Consider the following 22,273-nt stretch of genomic DNA (forward strand, 5'->3'; position numbering starts at 1 on the left):
TTACCTTCTGGTACCTTTACGGTTCTCTTAGTGCATTTGCTTTGGCTCGTAATAATGGTTTAAGCCAGTAATTTAAAACTGTTTTTTGACCTGTCAAAATATCTGTAGAAGCTTGCATCCCAGGGATAATTGGCCAGCCATTGAGCTGAGTTTCATCTGTTTTTATGTGCGCCTCATAATAGGTGGTGCCATCTTCTAGTTGCTGGGCATCTGGACTGACATAAATCACCTCACCTTTAATGCCACCATAAATGACAAAATCATAAGCGGTAAATTTCACCATGGCTTGCAGTCCAGTATGAACAAATGCGATGTCCTTAGGCGCTATTTGGCTTTCAATAATCAGTTGATCATCTTGCGGCACTATTTCCATGATAACTTGCCCCGGTTCAACCACTTGACCGGCGGAGCGCACCAGAATATTCGACACGCTACCAGTGACTGGCGTAGTGATTTGGGTGCGTTCGAGCCTATCGGCTAGCGCTTTCATGTTTTCGGTTAACGCTGAGAGTTCGTTACTGGTTTTATTGCGCTCATCGGTCATGCGATTAATAAAATCGAGTGCCACATTGCGACGCTCTGCTACCGCTTGACTGATCGCGGCCTGAAGCTGTCTTTCACTGGCTTGCGAGGCAGATAATTCTCCCTGTAAGCGAACCGCGTCTCGCTCAAGTTTTAATAGTTCAAGTTCGGCAACGGCGCCTTCACTAACTGCTTCACGGGTCATACGGATTTCTTGTTTCGCCATGCTAAGACCACTACGTTGAGCCTCGATATTAATATTCACTTCTTCTTTGGCTTGGCGTTTTTGCTCGACGATTTGCGCAGTTTGATCTAATTGCGATATCAGTTGTGAGAGTTGCGATGAGTATATTGCTTGAGCACGACGATTGGCTGAAGGGTCTGCAATCTCAAACTGTTGCGGACTGACTTGCACTTGTGAAAACCATAGCGGTTCATTGTCATTGATTTGCACACTTTCAAGTAATGCTTCTAATCGTGTGAGTTGGTTTTTTAAGGCAACGCTATTGAGTCTTGCCTCATGGAATGCTGAGGCAAATCGTAACTCATCTATCACTAATAGAGTTTGTCCCGCATTAACGGTATCGCCTTCTTTGACTAAAATTTCTTTTAAGCTGCCGCCATCTAAACTTTCTATTTGCTGAACGGCTGTGGCTGGTACCACTTTGCCTTCGCCAACCACCACCTCTTCTAAGGTGGCGAAGGCTGCCCAAGCAATCGTGGCCAAAAGCAAGGCAACAGTCAGCATGATGACCGTGTTGGCACGTTTTGCCCCTTCAAGGTGTTTGATGTGCATGTTGGCACTCATGATTTCACCTCTTTGCTTGTATGTTGGCGCACATTGACCGCTTTAATTCGGCGCTTACTGGGCTCAATAAATTCACTGGCAGATTTCTCGCCGATTATCGCCCCTTTATCCATCACTATGATGCGATCACAAAGGCTCAATACTTTGGGGTTATGGGATGAAATTAACAGGGTGCAGCCTTGAGTATTGGCTTTTAAACTACTGATAATTTGATTTTCACTGCGTTCATCCATAGCACTAGTGGGTTCATCAAGGATGAGTAATGTGGGCTGACGAAGTAGGGTACGACATAGTGCAATAGCTTGACGTTGTCCGCCCGATAATTGGCGGCCAAATTCACCCACTTGGCTGTTTAAACCACTGCCGAGTCTATCCATTAATTTATCAATACCCGTATTCATCATGGTTTTAGCCAGTAATGCTTCATCCACGTGTTGGAGTCCGTAAAGTAAGTTGTCTAGGACGGTGCCATAGACTAAACAGGGTTGCTGACTCATATAACCGATATGGTCACGAAGTCGATTAACGGACCATTGTTGCGCTTCGAGTTGATTGTAAAAAAGTTGACCTTCATTTAATTGATACTGCCCTGCAATGAGTGCCAGTAATGTTGATTTTCCCGCACCTGCGGGGCCATAAAAACCGACTTTTTCTCCAGCTTTGATATCAAGAGATATGTCATTAAATGCTGTTAGTGGCTGCTCTGGGTAACTGAAACTTGCGTGTCGTAGATGTAGGCTGCCATTAAATGGGAATTGCGACACACTCATTGATTGCTGCTGGTTTTCTTGGGGTAAAGACAAGATAGATTCAACCGAAGTAATTGCTGAGCGAGTCTGTTGGTATTTTAGCAAAAGCATGGCTATTTGATTGATAGCACTTGAGGCGCGTCCGCTTAGCATGACGATGGCGATAAGCCCGCCCATGCTCAAGTTACCCTGATGAATTTGATAAACGCCAGTAATAATCAGGCCAATGGACACGAGCTGCTGACAGTTCATCACACTATGGCTTAGGGTATTTGAGCTAATACGAGACTCATTTTGCCAATCTGCAAGACTACTGACGGTTTCATGCCAAATACGTGAGGCTTTAGCTTGACCGTTATTTTGTTTAATTTCGGCTAGCATATTTAGGCTTTCGACTAGATGTGCTTGACGCTGAGTAGACAGTTTTGATGATTCTTCTATGGTTACTGATAAGCGCTTTTGCATAAAAACACTCAGTAAAATGAGTACGACCATGCAGGTTAATGGCACAAACACCATGACGCCACCTAACCATGCAATTAGGAGCAAAAACAATAGGGTAAAAGGTAAATCCACTGCCGTGACAAGGGTGACTGATGTGATGAAGTCACGAATGCTATCAAATTCTTGTAATTGTTTAGCGAAAGCCCCTGATGATGCGGGGCGGTTTTCAAGCCGCATTCCGACGACTTTTTCAAATAATGTGCTTGAAAGTTTAATATCAACTTGCTTGCCAGCGACGTCAGCAAGACGGGTACGAGCTTGGCGCAGTAACCAGTCAAAAACAATCGCAATGGATGCACCGCTAGCGAGGACCCATAAGGTATCAATGGCTTGGTTGGGCACAACACGGTCATACACATTCATGGTAAATAATGGTGTGACTAAGGCGAGTAAATTAATGGCCAGAGAACCAATCAGAAAACTGCCGTAAAACGGTTTTACTTCATCAAATGCGGCTAAAAGCCAATGTCTTTTGGTCTCTTTGTGGTGCTCAGTACCTCGCTCGTCGAGTTGTTCGAGCGGCTTGAGATACCAACACAGGCTGTTTTTTTGAGGAAACTGTTGGCTTAATTGTTTGGGTGAGATTGATGATTGTTCACCAGCAGCATTGAGTAAGGTAAAACCTGCAGCTTGTTTTTGGGTAATGAGAAAAACCTGTTGGTTAGCATCGGTCAGGAGTGCAGGTAGCGCTAAATGCTGGCTATCAATTTTTTGTGAAGCAGCGTCCAAGCTTATTTTGGCCATCGCCGTGGTGAGTTGGATGGCGATGTCTTTTTGTACGGGCAGTGCTTGCTGCACTTGTTCAGTGCTAATGCTTAAGCCAAAGTGAGCTTTGGCTAATACTAGAATATTAACTAAGGCTTCATGTTGAGCTATATCGGCATGACTGCTATCTGTAACTGACATTGTAATATTGCGTATCCTTATGCATTTTTAGTTTTTGATTCTAGCTTTGATTTAATAAGGCCTGATGGGCGGCTAATTGGTTTATTTCATCCAATTCAGTTTGGCTTAAATGGACATCTGTTTGCACATCGAATAATGAGATATCTTGCTGATGTGCCATGGACTGTTTTATCGCATCAGTGAGCGCTAATAGGTTTTCAGCCTCTGTTTGATTCTCTGATGTTGCATTCATTTGGGTGTCGTCTGGAATTGGCTGTATCTCATCAAAACCTGGCTGCTGAATAAGCTTGTCATATGAATGAGTTTGCTGCATATCGATTGATAATTGGCTGGTTGACTCAATCGTTATTGTTGATAAACCTTCATTGGGCAGTGCTTGTTCCAACAACTCTTGCGCTACTGGGCTCATTTCACTGAATAGGGCTAAGTTATTATCGAGATGACTAAAAATGGGCTCTACTGTTTGAGCTTCAGCGTCGGTAATAGGTTGCGGATCTTGATATCCGTATTCAGGTTTACCGCTGAGCAATGGCTCAGACTCTGGTTGAAACTCTGGTTCAGATTCTGGTTGAAAGTTTGGTTCAGCCCCTGGTTCAAAGTCGGGCTCAGAATCTAAGGTAAATTTACTGTAGTCATTAGACGCAACAGGGGACATCGTATCTTGATGAATCGGTATGTCATCTGATATGACTGGTTCATCAATAGGTAAAATGGCGTCTATAGGTTGGCTTGATAATGGGTTACGCGACTGCTCATATTGATAACGAGCGACGGTTTGTTCCATTAACTCGATTTCAGCAAATACAGCTGCGGCAGTTGGAGTCAGGTTTCGATAGCCATGTTCATAATGCCGCACTTGCTCAAATTGTGCTCTTTCATGCATTTCTTGCATGATATCGAGCTGCATCATCTCTAACGCTGCTTCATCATTAAATGGATGGACTATCGGATCGTCGAGTTCCGTTGGCTGGGTAACCGTCATCGCCATTGCCATATTGAAAGCTGAAACGTAGGCGGCATTCGCTGCAAATGTATTCGCTGCAAATGCATTAGCCACCACGGCGTTGCTATCAACGGTAATGGTGATGGTTTCAAGTTCACCATCGGCCACATCAGAACCTAATGTCGCAATCGGATCGAGTGATAAGGTAATTGTTTCCCCGTCTGTCGCACCGCTTAATGTAAGCCCTGCGACATCTTCAATATTAACAATCCATTTATTGCCTTGTTTTTCACCTTTCGAAAGCGTCATGCCATCCGATAGGCCAAGAATCGTTAATGTTGCGGTTTCATTTGGTGCAGGGTTTTGCAGCTCTAAGCCCAAGTTTAAAGCGATATTGTCAGTTTGATTGGTCGTGAAGTCGGCAAATTGAGTCCAAATAGGCGGATCGACCTCTGGGGTTAATTCAATATCAAAGGACACGGTTTGGCTTTGACTTCTGTCGAGCTCTTCCGAGCCGAGGACTTCTGCAGTATCAATACTGGAAATTGCCATTTCAACATTGAGCGTACCAAAGGCAAGTTCACCAGGTAATATTTTGACTTCTGCTAAGCTGACGGCTTCAACAATTAAGCTGGCGATATATCCACCTGAACCATTAGCGGTTAAAGCAACAAATTGCCCATCAATTTCTACCCCTTCAAGGTCGACAAGGGCACTGGCGTCACTTGAGGTGATTAGAAAATCAACAACAAAGAATTCACTCCCATCGAGATTAAGTAATTCTGCGGCAATTTCTACTTTGATGTCATCGCCCTCGTTACCCGTATAATCATCTGGAGCAGAAATGATTTGTACGCCATCTGCGATAGGGCTGACGCCTACAATAAAGTCCATTGAGGTAGTCACAAAATCATCTGTGCCTAACTCTTGGGTGATGATGGATAGAGACAGTGGCATATCACCGTTAAAGTTGTGTGGCGGCTTAACGACTATGCTATCTAGTTGATCGGGTGTGACTGTCCAATAGGTTGTCGGAGTACCATTGAGTTGACCGCCATCAGCGCCATTGTTTGGCAGAATGTGTAAATCACCACCTGCATCTTGGTAATAGACAGTCGCCCCTTCTGGCACGCCATTAAGAGTGATGTATTGCACCTCTGAACCATCTAAATCAATTAAGCCGATAACTGAGCTATTAATGCCACTAAGCAAAATATCGGTATCTTCTGTACCGTTGATAGTGATTAGGCCTGCTGGAATGTCAGCAGCGTCGGTTACTGGGTTTACATGAATCGTAATTGTGTCACTGAAATTGGTGGTATCGATGACATCTGCTGAGTCAATATCAGCGGTGTCACTGACTGCACCTGATATCTGTAACCTAAAGTCTCCACTTAAATGCTCGGGAGGCGAAAATTGTAATAAGGCCAGCGCTGAATTTAATGCAGGATTGGTAGAACCTGTGAATTCCCATGTATCTGTGGTGCCAGACTTTAATTGGAATAATCCTGAGTTATCAATTAGCTGACCACCATCGAGCAGTTGTATGGTGAATAATTGGGCGGGATTATCAAGCACCACTTTTTCAACGCCACCATTATCAGCAGTTGGATCTTGATCCTCATAACTAAGGAACAAGCCAAGTGGTGTCGGATCGTCCTCATCCATAGTATCAACTAATACATCTAGCGATAGGCCATCAGCGATAGGGGAGATATTAATATCCAGACTCTGGCTATCATCAACTAGGGTGTCACCACTGAGTGAGTCCGTTGCAATAATGCGAATAGGGATGACCATGTCTCCGGCAAAGTCGTCGGCAACATTGTGCAGTGTGAGGTTACTTAATGATGCTGTGGTAAAGACATATTCAATCACGTTTTCACCGCTGGCATCATAAAGCGCAATGACATCACTGCCACTGAAATAGCCCCCTTGTGGGAGATCGCTAGCAAGCACTCTAAAGCTAATCACATCATTATTATCGCTCGTGATGGATAAGTTTAAGTGGCCAGCAAAACTGATGGCGTTATCTTCGGTAGCATCTACGGTCGTCGATTGCAGTGCCGTCACAGTTGAAGCTGTTGAGGTTGAAGTGGGTTGATCAAAGGTAACAAAAATATTGGCTGAAATAACTTCTGGGTCATCTCTATCTAGCACTCTGGCTTCTACAAGGATAGCTTGAAAGAGTGTGATGTGGTCACTTGATATGGTCATTCCTTCTAAAATCGCCAGTGATTGTTCTTGAACTGAGTCACTGGTCATATTATTGCTAGGAATTATCCATCGGCCATCACCGTCGTTAATTGCGCCATTTGGATGGGTGACATACCAGCCGTCAGCACTTGGCATGGTAATAACGATATAGTCGAGTACTTCAGAGCCATCAATATCACCATCAAAAAACACAATATCATCGCCAATGGTAATTGGTTGGCCATCTGGACTATAAAGGACGGTGTTGTTCACCTGTAATCGTGTGATGCCTTCTACAACGGCATCGACTTCAATAGAAAGCTGACTCGCGATATCTTGAACCGACGTTTCTCCTGTATCAGAGGTGTCGGTAATTTGATAAATAACGTCTAATGAGAAAGTACCGTCAGCATCTTGTGGTGGCAGTACGGCTAAGCGTCCCGAGTTGAGTAACTCTATTAATGTTGGGCTAAATTCATCGGTAAGTTCAGATAGTAATAGGCCTGAACTGCCCACGGTTATTTCAGCGCCATCGAATAAGTAAATGATCCCCTCACTAGAAGGAAAGATCGTCATATCTGTGATGCTTTCACTACCGTCAATATCGGCTAATAAAGCCGGTATTAAACTCAGTACAATAGGTTGATCTTCTTTGCCATTGCTGGTGGTAGTTAATGTTGCGGATGTTTCATCAATTACTGGGGCAATATCAATATTGAGATTGAGTTCGTATTGCGCACTATCGCCATCTAATTCGGTGCTTTCGACAAATAGTTGTAAGTTAATTTGACCACTAAAATCTTCAGCGGGTCTGATTGACAGTGCAGATAACTCTGCTGCTGTAACGCTATAAATAGGTGCTGAACCGTCAAAACCGACTACGGGTAAATTAACAATCTGGCCATTGCTGTCGACAAAGTTTGCACCGTCAGGCAAGCCCACAATGCGTAAGCTTAAACTTTCTGAGCCATCAACATCTGAGCTAATTACCGTAAATGATAGCGGAATATCAGTGTCCTCATTGAACGCCGCCACTGAATTGATATTACCATCATTGGTAATTTCCCAGACTGTGGGATCTGAGGTGATGGTTGGCGCATCATTGGCGACACCAGTGAGAGCTATCGTTATGGTTTGTGGGGCACTGTAATTGGGGTTGGGATTGATAATACTGTCTACTGGAACGATACCATCCTGGGTAGTTTCTGTCGCATAGCTGCGAACCGAAATAGTAAAGTCGCCAAGATTTGCAGAGCTTGCGTCTGCTAAAGGCACTAGCATGGCTTCTGGACTGGCAAAAAGATCGTCTACCGAGACAGTCCACACATTGTTGCCTAGATGGATAGCGCTTGGGGCATCAATCTGCCAACCATCTGGTAAGGTTAATTCAAAATGGAGGCTTTCAGAGCCAGATGTATCGGTTAATTCGCCAAATAAAATTGTGTTTAAAGCGATAGGCTGATCTTCTTGACCATTGATATCACGAGTCACTAATGTGGGAGCATCAGCAATTGGGGTGACATTGATGGTGATTGTTTCATTGGTGCTTTGCGCAGTATCGCCATTATCAGGCTCAGTCGAGATGGCCCTAACATCAAAGCTATATTGGCCCGCTAAATTTTCACCGACTGTAGCTTGTAATAATGCTAATTCATCTGCACTGATTTCTTGGCCATTGGCGATAGAGAATTGCACACCTTCACTGTTTGTACTGGTGAGCTGAATACCTAGTGCAATATTGAAAATGACATAGGTCATGACCTCAGAGCCTTGAGCATCAATGCCAACGACATCCTTAGTACTGGCTGACAGGCTTATATTGAAAGCACCATCATCTTCATTGACATCATAGGTAAACTGGCTGGTGTTTTCCCATTCAGGTGTATCGGCAACAGAGGCGATAGTCAACGGAACTTCAGTCGAGATTGACGGTTTGTTATTAATATTGACTGTGATTTCAGCGTTGATGGTTAAGGTTGCATCCGAGGCGTCTTCAGGAGGATGGAACACTAAGTCACCGCTAGGAATTGCTATACCAAGATTACTGATCAACAGATCTCCACTACTCAAGATATAGTTCCCATCGGCATCTAGGCTGACAGGTTGGCCATCTAATGTGAGTGTGCCACCTGCTAAAGATGCTTTGTTGATGACAATGCTTTGAATGATTTCCCCTTCATCAATATCGCCAGGCAAGGCGACGATAGATAAAGCCCCAGGTGTATCTTCGGTATAATTGGGGTTGAGCACCTTGATAGAGCCTGCTTTATCGTTAGCCGTGATGGTGAGGTTATCAATGACGGTATCACCATCAGTATCGGTGACATATACCTGAACCACTTCACTATAAAACAGTTCATCATATTCAAAAATCATACTGGTTACTGTGGCTTTACCGTTGGCAGTAATCACTAACGTTCCGTACTTAACTCCGGTATCGGTAAAGAGTTCAACGGAATCGCCTGCTGAATATTCTGTGCCTTTGTATATAAATTTACTGACTTGTGCTCCATCAGCGCCTTGTTGTTTTTGATTAAACAAATTAACACTGTGGTCAGCATTGTTTTCTTCGGTAAAGGTGAGTGATGAGTCATGCTGAATGGGGACATCATCTTGAACATTGATATGTATCGTTTGACTGTTTGAGGTATCGCCATCGGCATCGGTTGCGATAACGTCAAAACTGATGGTTAAGGTATTTTCACCATTGCCATCAGGATGGTCTATGGCCTCAAATTGCTCAAATTCAACTTTACCATTGGCGTTAAATCGCACTCTAAATACTTCACTACTGTCTCCGGCTCTAATGGCGGTATACCAGCCGTTACCATCAGCAAAATTACTGAGTAATATTGACTGCCCACTACTGGTATAAGCCCCAAAAGTAAAGCTGGGATCAAATTCAATACTACTGATATCATCACTGCCATTATCGATATTTAATACCGCACTGCTAAGGACGCTGTTGTTGTCGACTAGCTCACCTTCGTCGATTGTTAAGATGAGCGAAGAAGGCAGACTTGGAGATTCTCCATCGTAAATATCGATAGAAATAATGGCGTTTATATCTGTGTTGTCGCTGTCGGTTGCGACAACATCGACGTTGATTTTGCTTTCAACCCCCGAGCCTGCGATGTTATCAATTGGGCCTAACATACGCATTTCAAAATCAATTTGAGCTGTGGACTCGGCATCGATATGGATGTCTGTTGGCAGGCTCATTCTGAACACAACAGTTCCGTCAGCTGTTTGTCCTTCTGCTGTTGCCCCGTCATTAGATATCACCCAATACACGAGTGACCCATTTTGAGTCACATCATTATTGTCTGCATCTACAACCACGTCGCCATCGGTAATGGCAAATTTGATATCGACGATGGGGTCGCCTTTAGCACTGATATTAATAAAGCCACTAGCACGGTTATCAACACCTAGAGTAACGCTAGGCAGCTCGCTAATTTGCACTGTGATACCAGTAATTTCACCTGCTTCATCATCTTTTACTGTCAACGTCATCGTGGCTTGTGTTGTATCGCCATCATTATCAGTTATGAATAAGCCAAAGTTGATGTCGTCAGTATCAATTTGATCAAAAGGTTGATGGAGCGTTGTTGTATAGCCATGAGATAAAGTGTCAGATTCATTATTCCAGCCATTGTCGATCGCAATGGTAAATATTGGTTGAGCAGGATCGCCAGTATGTGCGGTCAGCGTTAATCCATCAGCGGATAAGTCAAATTGAATCGCTTCACCGCCAACGGTGAGCTCAGGAAGCTGGTCAATATCAAACCCTAATGTGTCGATAGCATCGGCACCGACTTGAATATCAAACAGACCTGTTTGGGCAATAGGTGTTCCTATGAGATTTGTTTCATCAAAAATCAAGGTTTCAATATTATTGATAGCTGCATCATTGCCATCTTGTATGTTCCATTTAAGGTTACCTAAATCGATATGACTGCCATCAATATCATTGGCATCGATTAATGTGGCTAATTCCAGTGATTCAGCACTGTAATGATCTAATGGCCTAGTTAATGTCATCACCGCTGTCACATCGACATCATCGCCATTACTGACAGCAGAAAGAGATAAGGTAAATACAGTGACTCCATTTGCAGATGCAGTGATGGTTTTAGCATCTGGACTGAGGATATAACTGAGACCGTCGCCATTAGATGTTAGTCCTAATGCGGTTAATGGGATTAACGATAAACTACTAAACACCACAGAACTGGCGACGATGGAGTCTGAACCTGCGGAAATGGTAAAAGAGCGTGAGTCTGTATTAGGGGAGTTGATAATCGCTTCTGCAGTCGAAAAGCTGACATCACTCATGTTACCAATTGCACCGTCAGCGATGATAATGGTACTGGTTGCAGATGCAATACTGCCGTCAAAGTCCGTAACTGTGTAGTCAAAACTTATGGATTGTTCTACGGTGTTATCTAGATTGTCACTTGCCTCAAATCGCCAAAAGCCATTGTATAAAACCGTTAATTCACCTTTACCCGTATCAATAACAGCTGGAGAGCCTTCTAATACGGGGTAATCGATGCCATTAAATGTGACGGTTTCGACGACCAGTGGGCCTTCGATAGTGTAATCGTTACCGGTTATCGAGCCCGTCATAGCGGTATCTTCAATGGCTGTGAAGTGATCGTCTATGGCTAATTCAGGGGTATCTTTTACATGCAGTATGGCGTAAGTAATGATTTGCTCAGTTGTGCCATCTGTATCCGTTTGCAGCCCCTCAACTCGAATTAATGTGGATAAATTACCTGTAGCAGGGTTATCTAGCGTTTGATAAAGGGTAACGTCGAGTTCGGTTCCGATAAGCGTCGCTTCAAGGACGAGTTCGTTATCTCCATCCCTAAAAACTTGGAAAGACAGGCTGTTTGGCGCGATCACAATCGACAAGTCTTGGCCATTAGATTGGTTTTGTAAAAGGAAGGATTGGTCAGTTGATAACGTCAGCTCGGCATTAGGAATATCAAAACTAAACTGGGCACTTGTTTGATTGTTAATGTTTAGCACTAACTCATATAAATAACCATCATCAGGAATATCTAAATACGGCATTTCATCTGTAGCGGTATTCCCTGCAAGGTCGGTCACACTGACACTCATCTGCCAACTTACACGTTGATCTAATCCATCTACATCTATGGTTTCATCAAACTCCCAAGTGCCATCGGCCTTAACATCAGTAGTAAATGTTTTGGTGGTGACTCCATCAGTTAGCGTTAGAGTGACTGTTTGGCCTTCTTCTGCACCTGTTGTGGTGCCAGATAAAGATGACTCTCGACCATAGGTAAATAACCCGACGTCAAACCCATCTGCGCCAGTATCGATATCAATGGTTACTTGAGTATCAATAACAAGTTGATCCGTTGCGCTGGCGGTATTTCCCGCGACATCGGTTGCCGTTGCTGATGCTGTTAAAATACCATCAACAAAACCTAACGCGGCTAGATCTTGCGCTGAAATGGTCCACGTACCGTCACTATTGACCGTGGTGATGATGCTGGTGGAAGTATTATTCGCATCCGTAAGCGTGACAGTCACATCTTGTCCTGTTTCAATATTAGTGACGGTCCCGCTAACAACGACGGCCAAAAGCTCAGTTTGGTTAATGATATCGTCGTTATCTATGATGTTAATTGTAATGACAGCCGTGGTATCAACGGGTAACTGAGTTGTCGCAGTGGTAGGGTTGCCTGCATCATCGTTAACACTTGCTGTGACTTCTAAAGAGCCATCATCAAAACCAGATAAGTCTTGAGCAGCAAGTTGCCAAACTCCAGCAATGACTTGTGTGGTTAACGTTAGACTATGGCCTTGATTATCGGTAATGACAACGGTGACGGTTTGGTTGTCTTCAACATCGGTTACCGTGCCCTGAATAACCACTTGTGTCATTTCAGTGGCGTTAATGACACCATCATTATCAAGGATTTCAACCGTGATATCGGCAAGAATATCGACAGGTAACTGAGCGGTGGCAGTAGCAGGATTACCTGCAATATCGTTTACGGTTGCTGTGACCTCTAAAGAGCCATCATCAAAACCCGATAGGTCTTGGGCTGGTAATTGCCAGATTCCACCATTGACTTGAGCTGTTAACGTGAGGCTATGACCTTGGTTATCAGTGAGGTTTATCGTTACGGTTTGACCATCTTCGATATGGGTAACCGTCCCTTGAATCACCACTTGAGCCATTTCGGCGGCATTAATCACGCCATCGCTATCAATGATTTCAACAGTGATTTCGGCAAGGGTATCTTTGGCTACGGTGTTGTTACCAATACTTGGATTGCCTTCAACGTCAATGGATAAGGCTCTTAGGCTGAGTTCACCTTCTGCTAGTGAAGATAAATCTAGATTATCTAACTGCCATTGGCCATCAACAACTGTGGTATTGAAAATAAGGCGTAAGCCATTAATATCGGTGACCCATACAAGTACGTTCTGACCATCTTCAATATTAAGTGCTTCACCTCGTAAAGTCGTTGTGGAGACTTCAATCGCATTGAGCGTATTATCATCGTCGACAGCTTCTATGGTGACAGCAGCCAGGGAGTCTTTGGTGACAATCGTAGAGGTTGAGGCTGGGTTACCTGCGATATCAACGGTGCTAACGGCAAATTGGATATCACCATCAACGAGTGAAGAGATATCGGCATTATCAATTTGCCAATTTCCCGCTGTGATAGTGGTGGTAAAAGTTAACGATGTACCCAAAGAGTCAGTGACGATAATCGTCACGCTTTGGCCGTCTTCGACATCATTGACTTGCCCTGAAAAATCTAACCGTAGCATTTCAAAACGATTAATAATGTCATCACGGCCAGTGTCGACGTCGATATTAATGTCAGCAAGAATATCGACAGGTAACTGCGTTGCTGCCGTTGCAGGGTTACCTGCAAGATCGCTTGCCTGCGCAGTTACGAACAGTGATCCATCATCAAAACTTGATAAATCTTGCGCAGCGAGTTGCCATTCTCCGTTTGAGACTATCGCGGTTAACGTTAGTGTATTACCTTGATTATCAAAGAGCAGTACGGTGACCGTTTGGCCATCTTCAACATTCGTCACAGTCCCTTGAATCACCACTTGAGTCATTTCAGCGGCATTAATCACGCCATCATTATCAATAATTTCAACACTAATACTTGCTAGGGTATCAATCGGGAGTGGCAATGATGAGCTTGCGGTATTTCCTGCAATATCTGTGACGGTGGCGGTTGCCACTAACGAGTTTTGATCAAAGGCTGACAGATCTTGTGAAGGTAGGGCCCAAAGTCCGTTAATCACAGAGGTTGTTATCGTTCGTGTGTTACCTAAATCATCGGTTAAATTGATGATAACAGTTTGACCATCTTCTACATTCGCTACGCTACCATGAAAATATACGTTAGTGATTTCTGTTGAATTGATAACACCATCATTATCCAGAAAATCGATACTAATCTCTGCGGTGGTATCGACTGGCATCGATGTCGTCGCCGTTGCAAGGTTGCCAGCGATATCACTGACTTCAGCGATAACGATTAGAGTACCATCATCAAAATGACTTAAATCTTGGGCAGGCAATGACCATTGGCCATTAATGACAGTGGTCGTGAGTGTTAATGCATTGCCGTGAGCATCACTTACTCTTACTGTGACGGTTTGGCCATCTTCAACTTTAGATACACTACCTTGTATGCCGACTTGTGTTTGTTCTGCTGCATTGATAACGCCATCATTATCGATAATGTCAACGGTGATCCCTGCTTGGGTATCTTTGATAATGGTATTACTACCAAATGCAGGGTTACCTTCTGCATCAATTGCCACGGCATAAAGGTGCAATACCCCGTCTGCTAAATCTGAAGCATCTAAGCCTGATAAACTCCAGATACCATGAGTGACTTCTGATGACAGGGTGAATACTTGCCCTAAACTATCAGTGATAGTGATGAAGATTTTTTGCCCATCTTCAATATTATTGGCAATACCAAAAATAGTATTGAGGTCATCAATTTCTTGCTGGTTTAATAGGTTGTCTGAGTCAATGACATTAATGGTGACATTGGCGATGGTATCTTTAATCACTGTAGTTGAAGCACTGGCTGGATTGCCTGCTAAGTCTGTTGTATCGACATCAAATCGCAATTCTCCATCAACTAAAGCTTCAATATCAGCGTTATCTATTTGCCAAGCGCCATTAATAACTTGGGTGGTAAAGGTTAATACTTGGCCATTGATATCGGTAATTGTGATGGTGACAGTCTGGCCATCTTCGACATCAACCACACGACCTGAGAAATCGAGCTTTTTCATCTCGAACCGATTAACAAATTCGTCATTGCCTGTATCAACGCTAATATCAATATTCGCAAGGATATCAATAGGATCTGCTGTAGTGGCGGCAATGGGGTTACCCGCTATATCAATCACTTCTGCGGTTGCGGTGAGTGAACCTTGATCAAAGTCGGAAAGGTCTTGAGCATCAAGCTGCCAAGCACCACTCATTACCGTGGTTGACATTGTGCGAGAATGACCACTGGCATCAGTTAACGTCACAAGCACTGTCTGACCATCTTCGACGTTAGTGACGTTACCTTTGATGGTGACAGAGATAATTTCTGCAGCATTGATAACATTATCATTGTCTTCAATTTCAATGGTAATGCTGGCGAGGGTATCTTTAATGGTTTGATCAGTTGCTGGTGCAGCTTCACCTTGATAGGTTGGTGCACTGATTTCTGCGGTAATCAGTCCTTCAGCTAGGGTTGATATATCAAGCCCATTCACTTGCCATGACTCATTCATCACCAATACTGACAATACAATTTGCTGACCCTGGATATCCGTTAGCGTGAGCTGGAGTACTTGCCCATTTCGAGCATCGAGTGCTTGGCCATTGATATCGACCGTAGGGACTTCAAACTGGTTTAAATAGCCGTCGTTTGCATCTTCAATATTGACAGATAAAGTTAACGTTAAAAAAGTATCTTGGCTGCCAACAAGGGAATTGATTGAGTCAGTAGAATTGAATTGTTCATCGCCTTGAGTGTCGTAACCAGATTGGGCAATGAGCGCATTATATCGAGTTTGAATGATTTGGTAGAAGTAGTTAAGCCCGCTATTACTGACATTATTACTGTTCTCGCCAGAAGTATTTGAGCTGGTAGGCACGGGTTCAGTCGAGCTATCTTGAGCTGGGCCATTTTGCAGCCCTTCGTCTTTGGCTGAATTAATCAGTAATGAATTAGGCAGCAAAACGCTTTGTTGGTCGACAACAATATAAGGGGCGCTGTCTGCATTAATAAAAATACTTTCAGCATTGACGTCATGAACGGTTAATTCATTGCTGACGTTATCTAGCGTAACCGCATGCCATTGACCATCGTTCGCTACAGCGAAAATGCTTGAGCCAATTTTAACGTAGTACAACACATCTACACCATCAACAATCATTTGCATTCCTTAATTTCAATCCATTGTTGTCAGTAATCAAATACGTTTACCGCTTATGACGAGGATCACCAACAAATTAAGCGCAATTTAAAGCATAAACCTTGTTTTTTAAATTTTAAAGCGATGATGAAATATTCACCTGTTTTGATTCATAAAGATACAAAAAAAGAGGCCGATTGGCCTCTTTTTTAAAACAATCAATAATTTTTATTTGTCTTCTTTAAGCCACTGAGCGGCAGATTTTGCAAAATAGGTTAAAATTCCATCAGCGCCAGCACGCTTAAAGCAAAGTAATGATTCCATTACGATGGCTTTTTCGGCTAACCAACCATTTTGAATCGCAGCCATGTGCATCGCATATTCGCCGCTGACCTGATAGGCAAATGTTGGTACTGCAAGTTCTGTTTTAACGCGGCGAACAATATCCAAATACGGCATACCAGGTTTAACCATCACCATGTCAGCACCTTCTTGAATATCTAATGCGACTTCGTGAAGTGCTTCATCACTATTGGCTGGATCCATTTGATAGCTGTGCTTGTTGCCACCTTTAAGGTTGCCTGCTGAGCCTACTGCATCACGGAATGGGCCATAATAGCTAGAAGAGTACTTGGCTGAATAAGCCATAATTTGGGTATTCACATGACCCGCAGCTTCCAGTGCTTCACGGATAGCGCCAATACGGCCATCCATCATGTCAGAAGGCGCAACAATATCAGCACCTGCTTCAGCATGAGATAGGGCTTGTTTGACTAAGATTTCAGTGGTGATGTCGTTAAGAATATAACCTTCATCATCAATAATGCCATCTTGACCGTGAGTGGTGAATGGATCTAAAGCCACATCAGTCATCACGCCCAACTCAGGGAAAGCTTGCTTTAGTTCACGCACAGCACGCTGAACCAGCCCATCAGGGTTATAAGCTTCTTCAGCCATTAATGATTTCTTTTCTGCCGGAGTCACAGGGAATAAGGCAATAAGCGGAATACCTAATTCAACGAGTTCAGCCGCTTCTTTAAGCAATAAATCGATTGAATAACGTTCAACACCTGGCATAGAAGCCACTTGTTCAGTGCGATTGTTACCTTCAAGAATAAACATTGGGTAGATAAGATCATTTACCGACAATTTGTTTTCTGACATTAAACGGCGGCTGAAATCATGTTTACGCATGCGGCGCATTCTGCGCTGTGGAAACGCACTAGTAATAATATTCACATTCGACTCCTGATATTAATTTGCTCTTATTCGGACGAAAATAGGCTTACTTGGTTTCGTCCATTGCGCTTAGCTTGGTAAAGCGCTTTATCGGCTTGTTCAAGTAGCAGAGTTGGGTGTTCATCAGTTTCAATTACCGAAGCACTGACTCCAATACTTACAAAAAGGGGAATAGGGTTATTCTCCCAATCAATGGATAACTTGGATATTGCTAAGCGAACTTGCTCTGCTAACTGCATGGCTCCTTCACTATCAGTATTCGGTAATATAATAGCAAACTCTTCACCACCAAAACGTGACACCAGATCGGTTGGACGTTTTAAAAAATCTGAAATTGTAGTCGCAATCACTTTTATTGAGTGATCGCCAGCAAGATGGCCATGTTGATCGTTAATGTCTTTAAACTTATCGATATCAATCATTAATATCGCCAATGGTGTCTGTTGACGACGACTGATACGACCCTCAGCGGCAAGACGCTTATCAAAAGCACTACGGTTTTTAACACCCGTTAAACTGTCAATGGTATTCTGCTGAGTGAGTTTTTGGTTAGCTTCATTTAACTCACGCAAGGTCACTTCAAGTTCTAAGGTTCGCTGTGCCACCATTTGTTCTAAGCGCTCGTTCGCTTGCGCTTCAGCTCGTAGTGCTTCATCTCGGTTTTGTTGTAACCTTACCGCTTGTTCAAGCGCTTTTTTCTGCATTTGTAATTTTGCTTTGCGCTCATCGTTATAGCGCATAGCCAATACTGCTGACATGATAATGACCTCAAAGGTCAGCCCAACCATAATTGGAGTTTGCGGCAATATTTGCCAGCTAATATGACCTAAATAGATTAATGCTGATATTAAAGAACCAGCAAATAAACCAATACGGCCTATGGCATGGAAGCGAGCGTTTTTAGTGCCTTTTAGAACTTGTATTAGTGAAAACACAATTAAGGTAAAACTAATTAAAATGATTGATACACCCAGGAGGTATATGGTCACTTCAAAATTTAAAAATGAGATCACTAAGCTTAGGAATACACAATAAACTGCCAAGTAGCGTCCCATTAGCAACATGCGTTTATTATGATATTTAAGTTGCATAACCTTTTCAGTAAACATCAATGCAAAAGCTAATGCGATAGGGATCATCATCGGAATGATTAATTGCTGCAGTCCAGGCAATGAAGGCCAAATATACTGAAATGAAATACCATAAATGCTCGTGACAATGATCGTTAAGCTCATGACATAACCGCAGTAATAGCTGTAACTGAACGAGCCAGAAGCCAATGCAATAAATAAACTGAATAAGCTAATTGCGATTAAAATACCAATTTGAAGCCCATGCACTAGGCTCTGGGTTTCTATCGCATGGCTAAAATCATTCTTGCTCCAAAGCACTAAGGGGATATTGAGTGTGCCGCGATTATTAATTTTAAAATAAAAAGTATGTAGCTCGCCGGGTTTCATGTCGAACGGATATAGAAATAAGTTACTTTGCAATGGACGTTGATCAAAAGGCAGGCTATCCCCCATCAGTTCAACATTCTTTAAATCATTATCCACTAGATGAAACAACTTCAATCTATCTAACAGTGGGTTATCTAAGGCGATAATGCGTGACAATTGATCGTTAGGATTATAAATACTGAAGCTGACCCAAGTATTTTTCGCTCCAATCGAGCGCATGTCTGCTTCGGTAAATTTATGCCAATTTTGCTTGTTGTTATTGTGTAAGGTGAGGGTAGCAAGCTCGGTTATATTATTGGAGTTATGGATGTAGAGCCAATCAGTGAGATCAATTTTGGTGATGGAAGATTCTGTTAGTCTGAGAGGGGTATTTTTATGCTCGTTTGTGTCAAAAACATCTTGATTATTAATCGCTGATACTTGAGTTTGGCTTTGTACATAATCATGATCGATTGCCATGCTCGCTGCGCAAAAAAGTAAGCTGAAAAGCGAGAACAATAATATGGCACTGTAGTGAGTTAGCGGTGCTCTAGGCATTAGTTGTTGCCTAGATTAAAAAAGTTAACGCTATTGCGGTAACAATGATCCGAAAATTGTTCATAGGTTTGCCCACGAAGCTGGGCAATATAGTCGACAATATAAGGTAAATATTGCGGTAAGTTTTTACTCGATTTAGGTTTAGGTCTCATACTTCTTGGCAACAGATAGGGGCTATCGGTTTCAACCATAATCCGGTTATCAGGAATCAGAGGGACAATACTGGCAAGTTCAGCACCACGCCTTTCATCACACACCCATCCCGTAATGCCAATATGAAGATCGAGTTCAATACAAGCAAGTAGCTCATCTCTTGTTCCGGTAAAGCAGTGCAGTACTGCGGCAGGTAATTGTTGCCTATATTGAGATACTATTTCAACAAAGTCGTCATGGGCATCACGACAATGCATTAATACTGGCATTTGCAGTTTTACTGCTAATGCCAGTTGGGCATCGAATGCTTCACGTTGCTTGTCTCGAGGAGAAAAGTCACGATTATAGTCTAAACCGCATTCACCAATCGCAACGACATGCTCAGAGTCCACTAGGGATTGTAGCTCAGCTGTACTGGACCCATTCCAAGTACTGGCTTGGTGTGGATGTACACCTGCCGTAGACAACAACTGCATTGGGTATTGCTGGCAAAGGGTGATGGCATCAGTACTTTCAGATAGGTCACTGCCAATAACAATCAGCGGAGATACATTTTTCTCCGCTGCATTGTGAATAATAGTGTCTATATCTGCTACTAACCGACTACTGAGTAGGTTAACCGCAATATCGATATGTTGAGACATAATTACTTGAGACGTTTAACTCGCATGGTTGAATTGCGGCCATCACTACCAAGTAAAAATGAACCTAGTGCGCCTTTTTTGATAAAGATGGTTTGGCCAGATTTGAGCTTATAGCGCTCAGTTCCTACTTGTTTCCAAGTTTGCTCATTGGCTAATGTCACAATTAATGAACCATAAGGATCTTTCTTTATGGATGACACTTCGGCATATAGACGAACATCTTCTTCGTCATCAGCGACTTGTTTTAAGCCAAATTCCTGTTCATCTTTTTCAGCGACATTCTTCAAACCAAACTCTTGTTCAGCGGTGTTAGCGTTCGCTTCAACAGGCGCTGCTGCCGCTGTTGGCGTAACAGGTGCTGTGTTTGTTGGAGTTGACGTCACTGCAACTGCTGCAGGCGCAGTGACTGGTTTAGCAGTCTGGGATGTTGAAAGTGTAGATGTTGCTGTAGAAACTGAGGCCGCTAATGCGTCGTAACACATTAGACGGTCCAGTTTATCGGTATGACTGGCACATGTTGCCAATTGCTCTTCCACTGAGGCATGAGCTTGAGAAGTGATAGCCAAAGCAAAAGTGGCAACCAAGGTTAAACGCATAACAGAATCCTTCTTTATTATTGTTTTACTAGTCCATGAGTATTAAATGCATTACTTAGCTGTCAGTGCTTTCACTCTTAGACTCTTCGTTATCTGTATCTTCTTTTGGCGTGTATAGCTTAGCTGCTATGAGGCCGCCTTCAAATAATATTAACATAGGAACAGCTAACATTGTTTGAGAAATAATATCCGGTGGAGTCAGCATCATACCCACGACGAATGCGCCTACGACAATGTATGGTCGTTTTTGCTTTAATTCTTCGGGAGTGGTTACGCCAGCCCAACACATTAATACTACAGCAACGGGAATTTCAAAGGCTAATCCAAAGGCAAAAAATAGCTTCAGAATAAAGCTTAAGTAGCTACTGATATCCGTTGCAACGGTAACCCCTTCTGGTGCCACACTGGTAAAAAAGCCAAACACAACTGGAAAGACAATGTAGTACGCAAATGCAATTCCAAGATAGAACAACAGTGTACTACTGAATAACAGTGGTGTAATAAGGCGCTTTTCGTGCTTGTATAACCCCGGTGCGACAAAAGACCACGCCTGATATAACACATAGGGAATTGCCACAAAAAATGACAACACTAAGGTTAATTTAAATGGGGCGAAAAATGGCGCAGCTACATCTGTTGCAATCATGCTGCTTGTTTCAGGCAGTGATTGCATTAATGGGATCGCCATATAATGATAAATATCATTTGCCCAATAAACTAAACAGATAAATACCAGCAAAACACTGCCGATAGCTCTGAGTAACTTATTACGCAATTCAAGCAAATGACTAATGAGAGGTAGCTGTTGTGACATTGATTACCCGCTAGCTTTTGGTATTTGAACTGGTCGAGTCTGCTGCTTGCTCACTAGTTGTAGTGGCGCTTTCAGCTGGTTTTGCTGTTGCAGCATCTTTATTAATGTCCTCTACTTGATAAGGACGATTAACCGATTGCGCAGCATCTTTTAGCTGATCAATAGACTCTTGTAATTCAGGAGATAAGTTAGACAAACCTTTGCTTTCAGCTTTTTTCAGATCAGCATGTAGCTCTTCGATTTTAAGCTCTTGCTCTAATTCGTCTTTAACAGAGTTTGCCATTCGCTTTAATGAGCGAATCCACCCAGATATTGAACGTACTGCAGTCGGGAGTCTTTCGGGGCCCAATACCACTAGCCCCAAAATACCAATCAGCAGTAGCTCCATAAAGCCAATACCGTCAAACATAATGAATTACGCCTGTTCTTTGTCCTTTGACTCGGACTTTTGTTCAGTTGCCTGTTGAGAAGTTTTCGCTGTGCTTTCTTTATCTTCTAAAGACTTTTTCTCTTCGTCTTCAGGATTCATAGCATTTTTGAAGCCTTTAACAGCGCCACCTAAATCACCACCTAAAGAACGTAACTTTTTAGTTCCGAATAACAAAACAACAATTAACGCAATGATAAGAAGCTGCCAAATACTGATGCCGCCCATGAACATTTCCTCTATAAGAATAAAAACGTGATTTTGAATAAAGTCAAAATTATAACCTTTATTACATCGAGTATTATGAACCTCTAATGAATAAGTGCTA

10 protein-coding genes are annotated in these 22,273 nt (G+C 42.9%); all 10 read right to left on the bottom strand.

Annotated elements, in window-relative coordinates:
- Positions 1-16 precede the first annotated feature (16 nt).
- The gene (locus J8L86_RS05640) at positions 17-1,330 is read right to left on the bottom strand and encodes an HlyD family type I secretion periplasmic adaptor subunit (RefSeq protein WP_211029268.1); all 1,314 of its coding nucleotides are present in this window, start codon (positions 1,328-1,330) and stop codon (positions 17-19) included.
- Positions 1,327-3,489 (bottom strand): type I secretion system permease/ATPase, encoded by a 2,163-nt coding sequence (locus tag J8L86_RS05645; RefSeq protein ID WP_211029270.1) that lies wholly within the window; start codon positions 3,487-3,489, stop codon positions 1,327-1,329. Before J8L86_RS05645 ends, J8L86_RS05640 begins: the two co-directional genes overlap by 4 nt.
- A gap of 40 nt (positions 3,490-3,529) precedes the next feature.
- Complete coding sequence (locus tag J8L86_RS05650) at positions 3,530-16,096, bottom strand: adhesin (RefSeq protein ID WP_211029272.1); 12,567 nt, start codon at positions 16,094-16,096, stop codon at positions 3,530-3,532.
- Positions 16,097-16,303: 207 nt separating this feature from the next.
- Complete coding sequence (hemB, locus tag J8L86_RS05655) at positions 16,304-17,314, bottom strand: porphobilinogen synthase (RefSeq protein WP_055023568.1); 1,011 nt, start codon at positions 17,312-17,314, stop codon at positions 16,304-16,306.
- A gap of 26 nt (positions 17,315-17,340) precedes the next feature.
- A complete protein-coding gene (locus tag J8L86_RS05660; protein WP_247663242.1) occupies positions 17,341-19,311 on the bottom strand; it encodes a diguanylate cyclase in 1,971 nt (656 codons plus the stop codon).
- The gene (locus tag J8L86_RS05665) at positions 19,311-20,108 is read right to left on the bottom strand and encodes a TatD family hydrolase (RefSeq protein WP_211029274.1); all 798 of its coding nucleotides are present in this window, start codon (positions 20,106-20,108) and stop codon (positions 19,311-19,313) included. Before J8L86_RS05665 ends, J8L86_RS05660 begins: the two co-directional genes overlap by 1 nt.
- 2 nt (positions 20,109-20,110) lie before the next feature.
- The gene (locus J8L86_RS05670) at positions 20,111-20,704 is read right to left on the bottom strand and encodes a hypothetical protein (RefSeq protein ID WP_211029276.1); all 594 of its coding nucleotides are present in this window, start codon (positions 20,702-20,704) and stop codon (positions 20,111-20,113) included.
- A 55-nt stretch (positions 20,705-20,759) separates the two neighbouring features.
- Positions 20,760-21,518, bottom strand: coding sequence for a twin-arginine translocase subunit TatC (gene tatC / locus J8L86_RS05675; RefSeq protein ID WP_055023565.1), 759 nt, complete (start codon positions 21,516-21,518; stop codon positions 20,760-20,762).
- A 10-nt stretch (positions 21,519-21,528) separates the two neighbouring features.
- On the bottom strand, positions 21,529-21,927 hold the full coding sequence (tatB, locus tag J8L86_RS05680; RefSeq protein WP_055023564.1) for a Sec-independent protein translocase protein TatB: 399 nt from the start codon (positions 21,925-21,927) through the stop codon (positions 21,529-21,531).
- 6 nt (positions 21,928-21,933) lie between these two features.
- Positions 21,934-22,173, bottom strand: coding sequence for a Sec-independent protein translocase subunit TatA (gene tatA / locus J8L86_RS05685; protein ID WP_055023563.1), 240 nt, complete (start codon positions 22,171-22,173; stop codon positions 21,934-21,936).
- Positions 22,174-22,273: the final 100 nt, after the last annotated feature.

The organism is Shewanella sp. MMG014, assembly GCF_018100775.1.
GTDB classification, from domain to species: Bacteria; Pseudomonadota; Gammaproteobacteria; order Enterobacterales; family Shewanellaceae; genus Shewanella; species Shewanella japonica.

Bases quoted from the DNA above. Each gene is read 5' to 3' on its own strand.
- tatC (WP_055023565.1), bottom strand. From the start codon at position 21,518: ATGTCACAACAGCTACCTCTCATTAGTCATTTGCTTGAATTGCGTAAT.
- J8L86_RS05645 (WP_211029270.1), bottom strand. From the start codon at position 3,489: ATGTCAGTTACAGATAGCAGTCATGCCGATATAGCTCAACATGAAGCC.
- J8L86_RS05660 (WP_247663242.1), bottom strand. From the start codon at position 19,311: ATGCCTAGAGCACCGCTAACTCACTACAGTGCCATATTATTGTTCTCG.
- J8L86_RS05650 (WP_211029272.1), bottom strand. From the start codon at position 16,096: ATGATTGTTGATGGTGTAGATGTGTTGTACTACGTTAAAATTGGCTCA.
- tatA (WP_055023563.1), bottom strand. From the start codon at position 22,173: ATGGGCGGCATCAGTATTTGGCAGCTTCTTATCATTGCGTTAATTGTT.
- tatB (WP_055023564.1), bottom strand. From the start codon at position 21,927: ATGTTTGACGGTATTGGCTTTATGGAGCTACTGCTGATTGGTATTTTG.
- J8L86_RS05665 (WP_211029274.1), bottom strand. From the start codon at position 20,108: ATGTCTCAACATATCGATATTGCGGTTAACCTACTCAGTAGTCGGTTA.
- J8L86_RS05640 (WP_211029268.1), bottom strand. From the start codon at position 1,330: ATGAGTGCCAACATGCACATCAAACACCTTGAAGGGGCAAAACGTGCC.
- J8L86_RS05670 (WP_211029276.1), bottom strand. From the start codon at position 20,704: ATGCGTTTAACCTTGGTTGCCACTTTTGCTTTGGCTATCACTTCTCAA.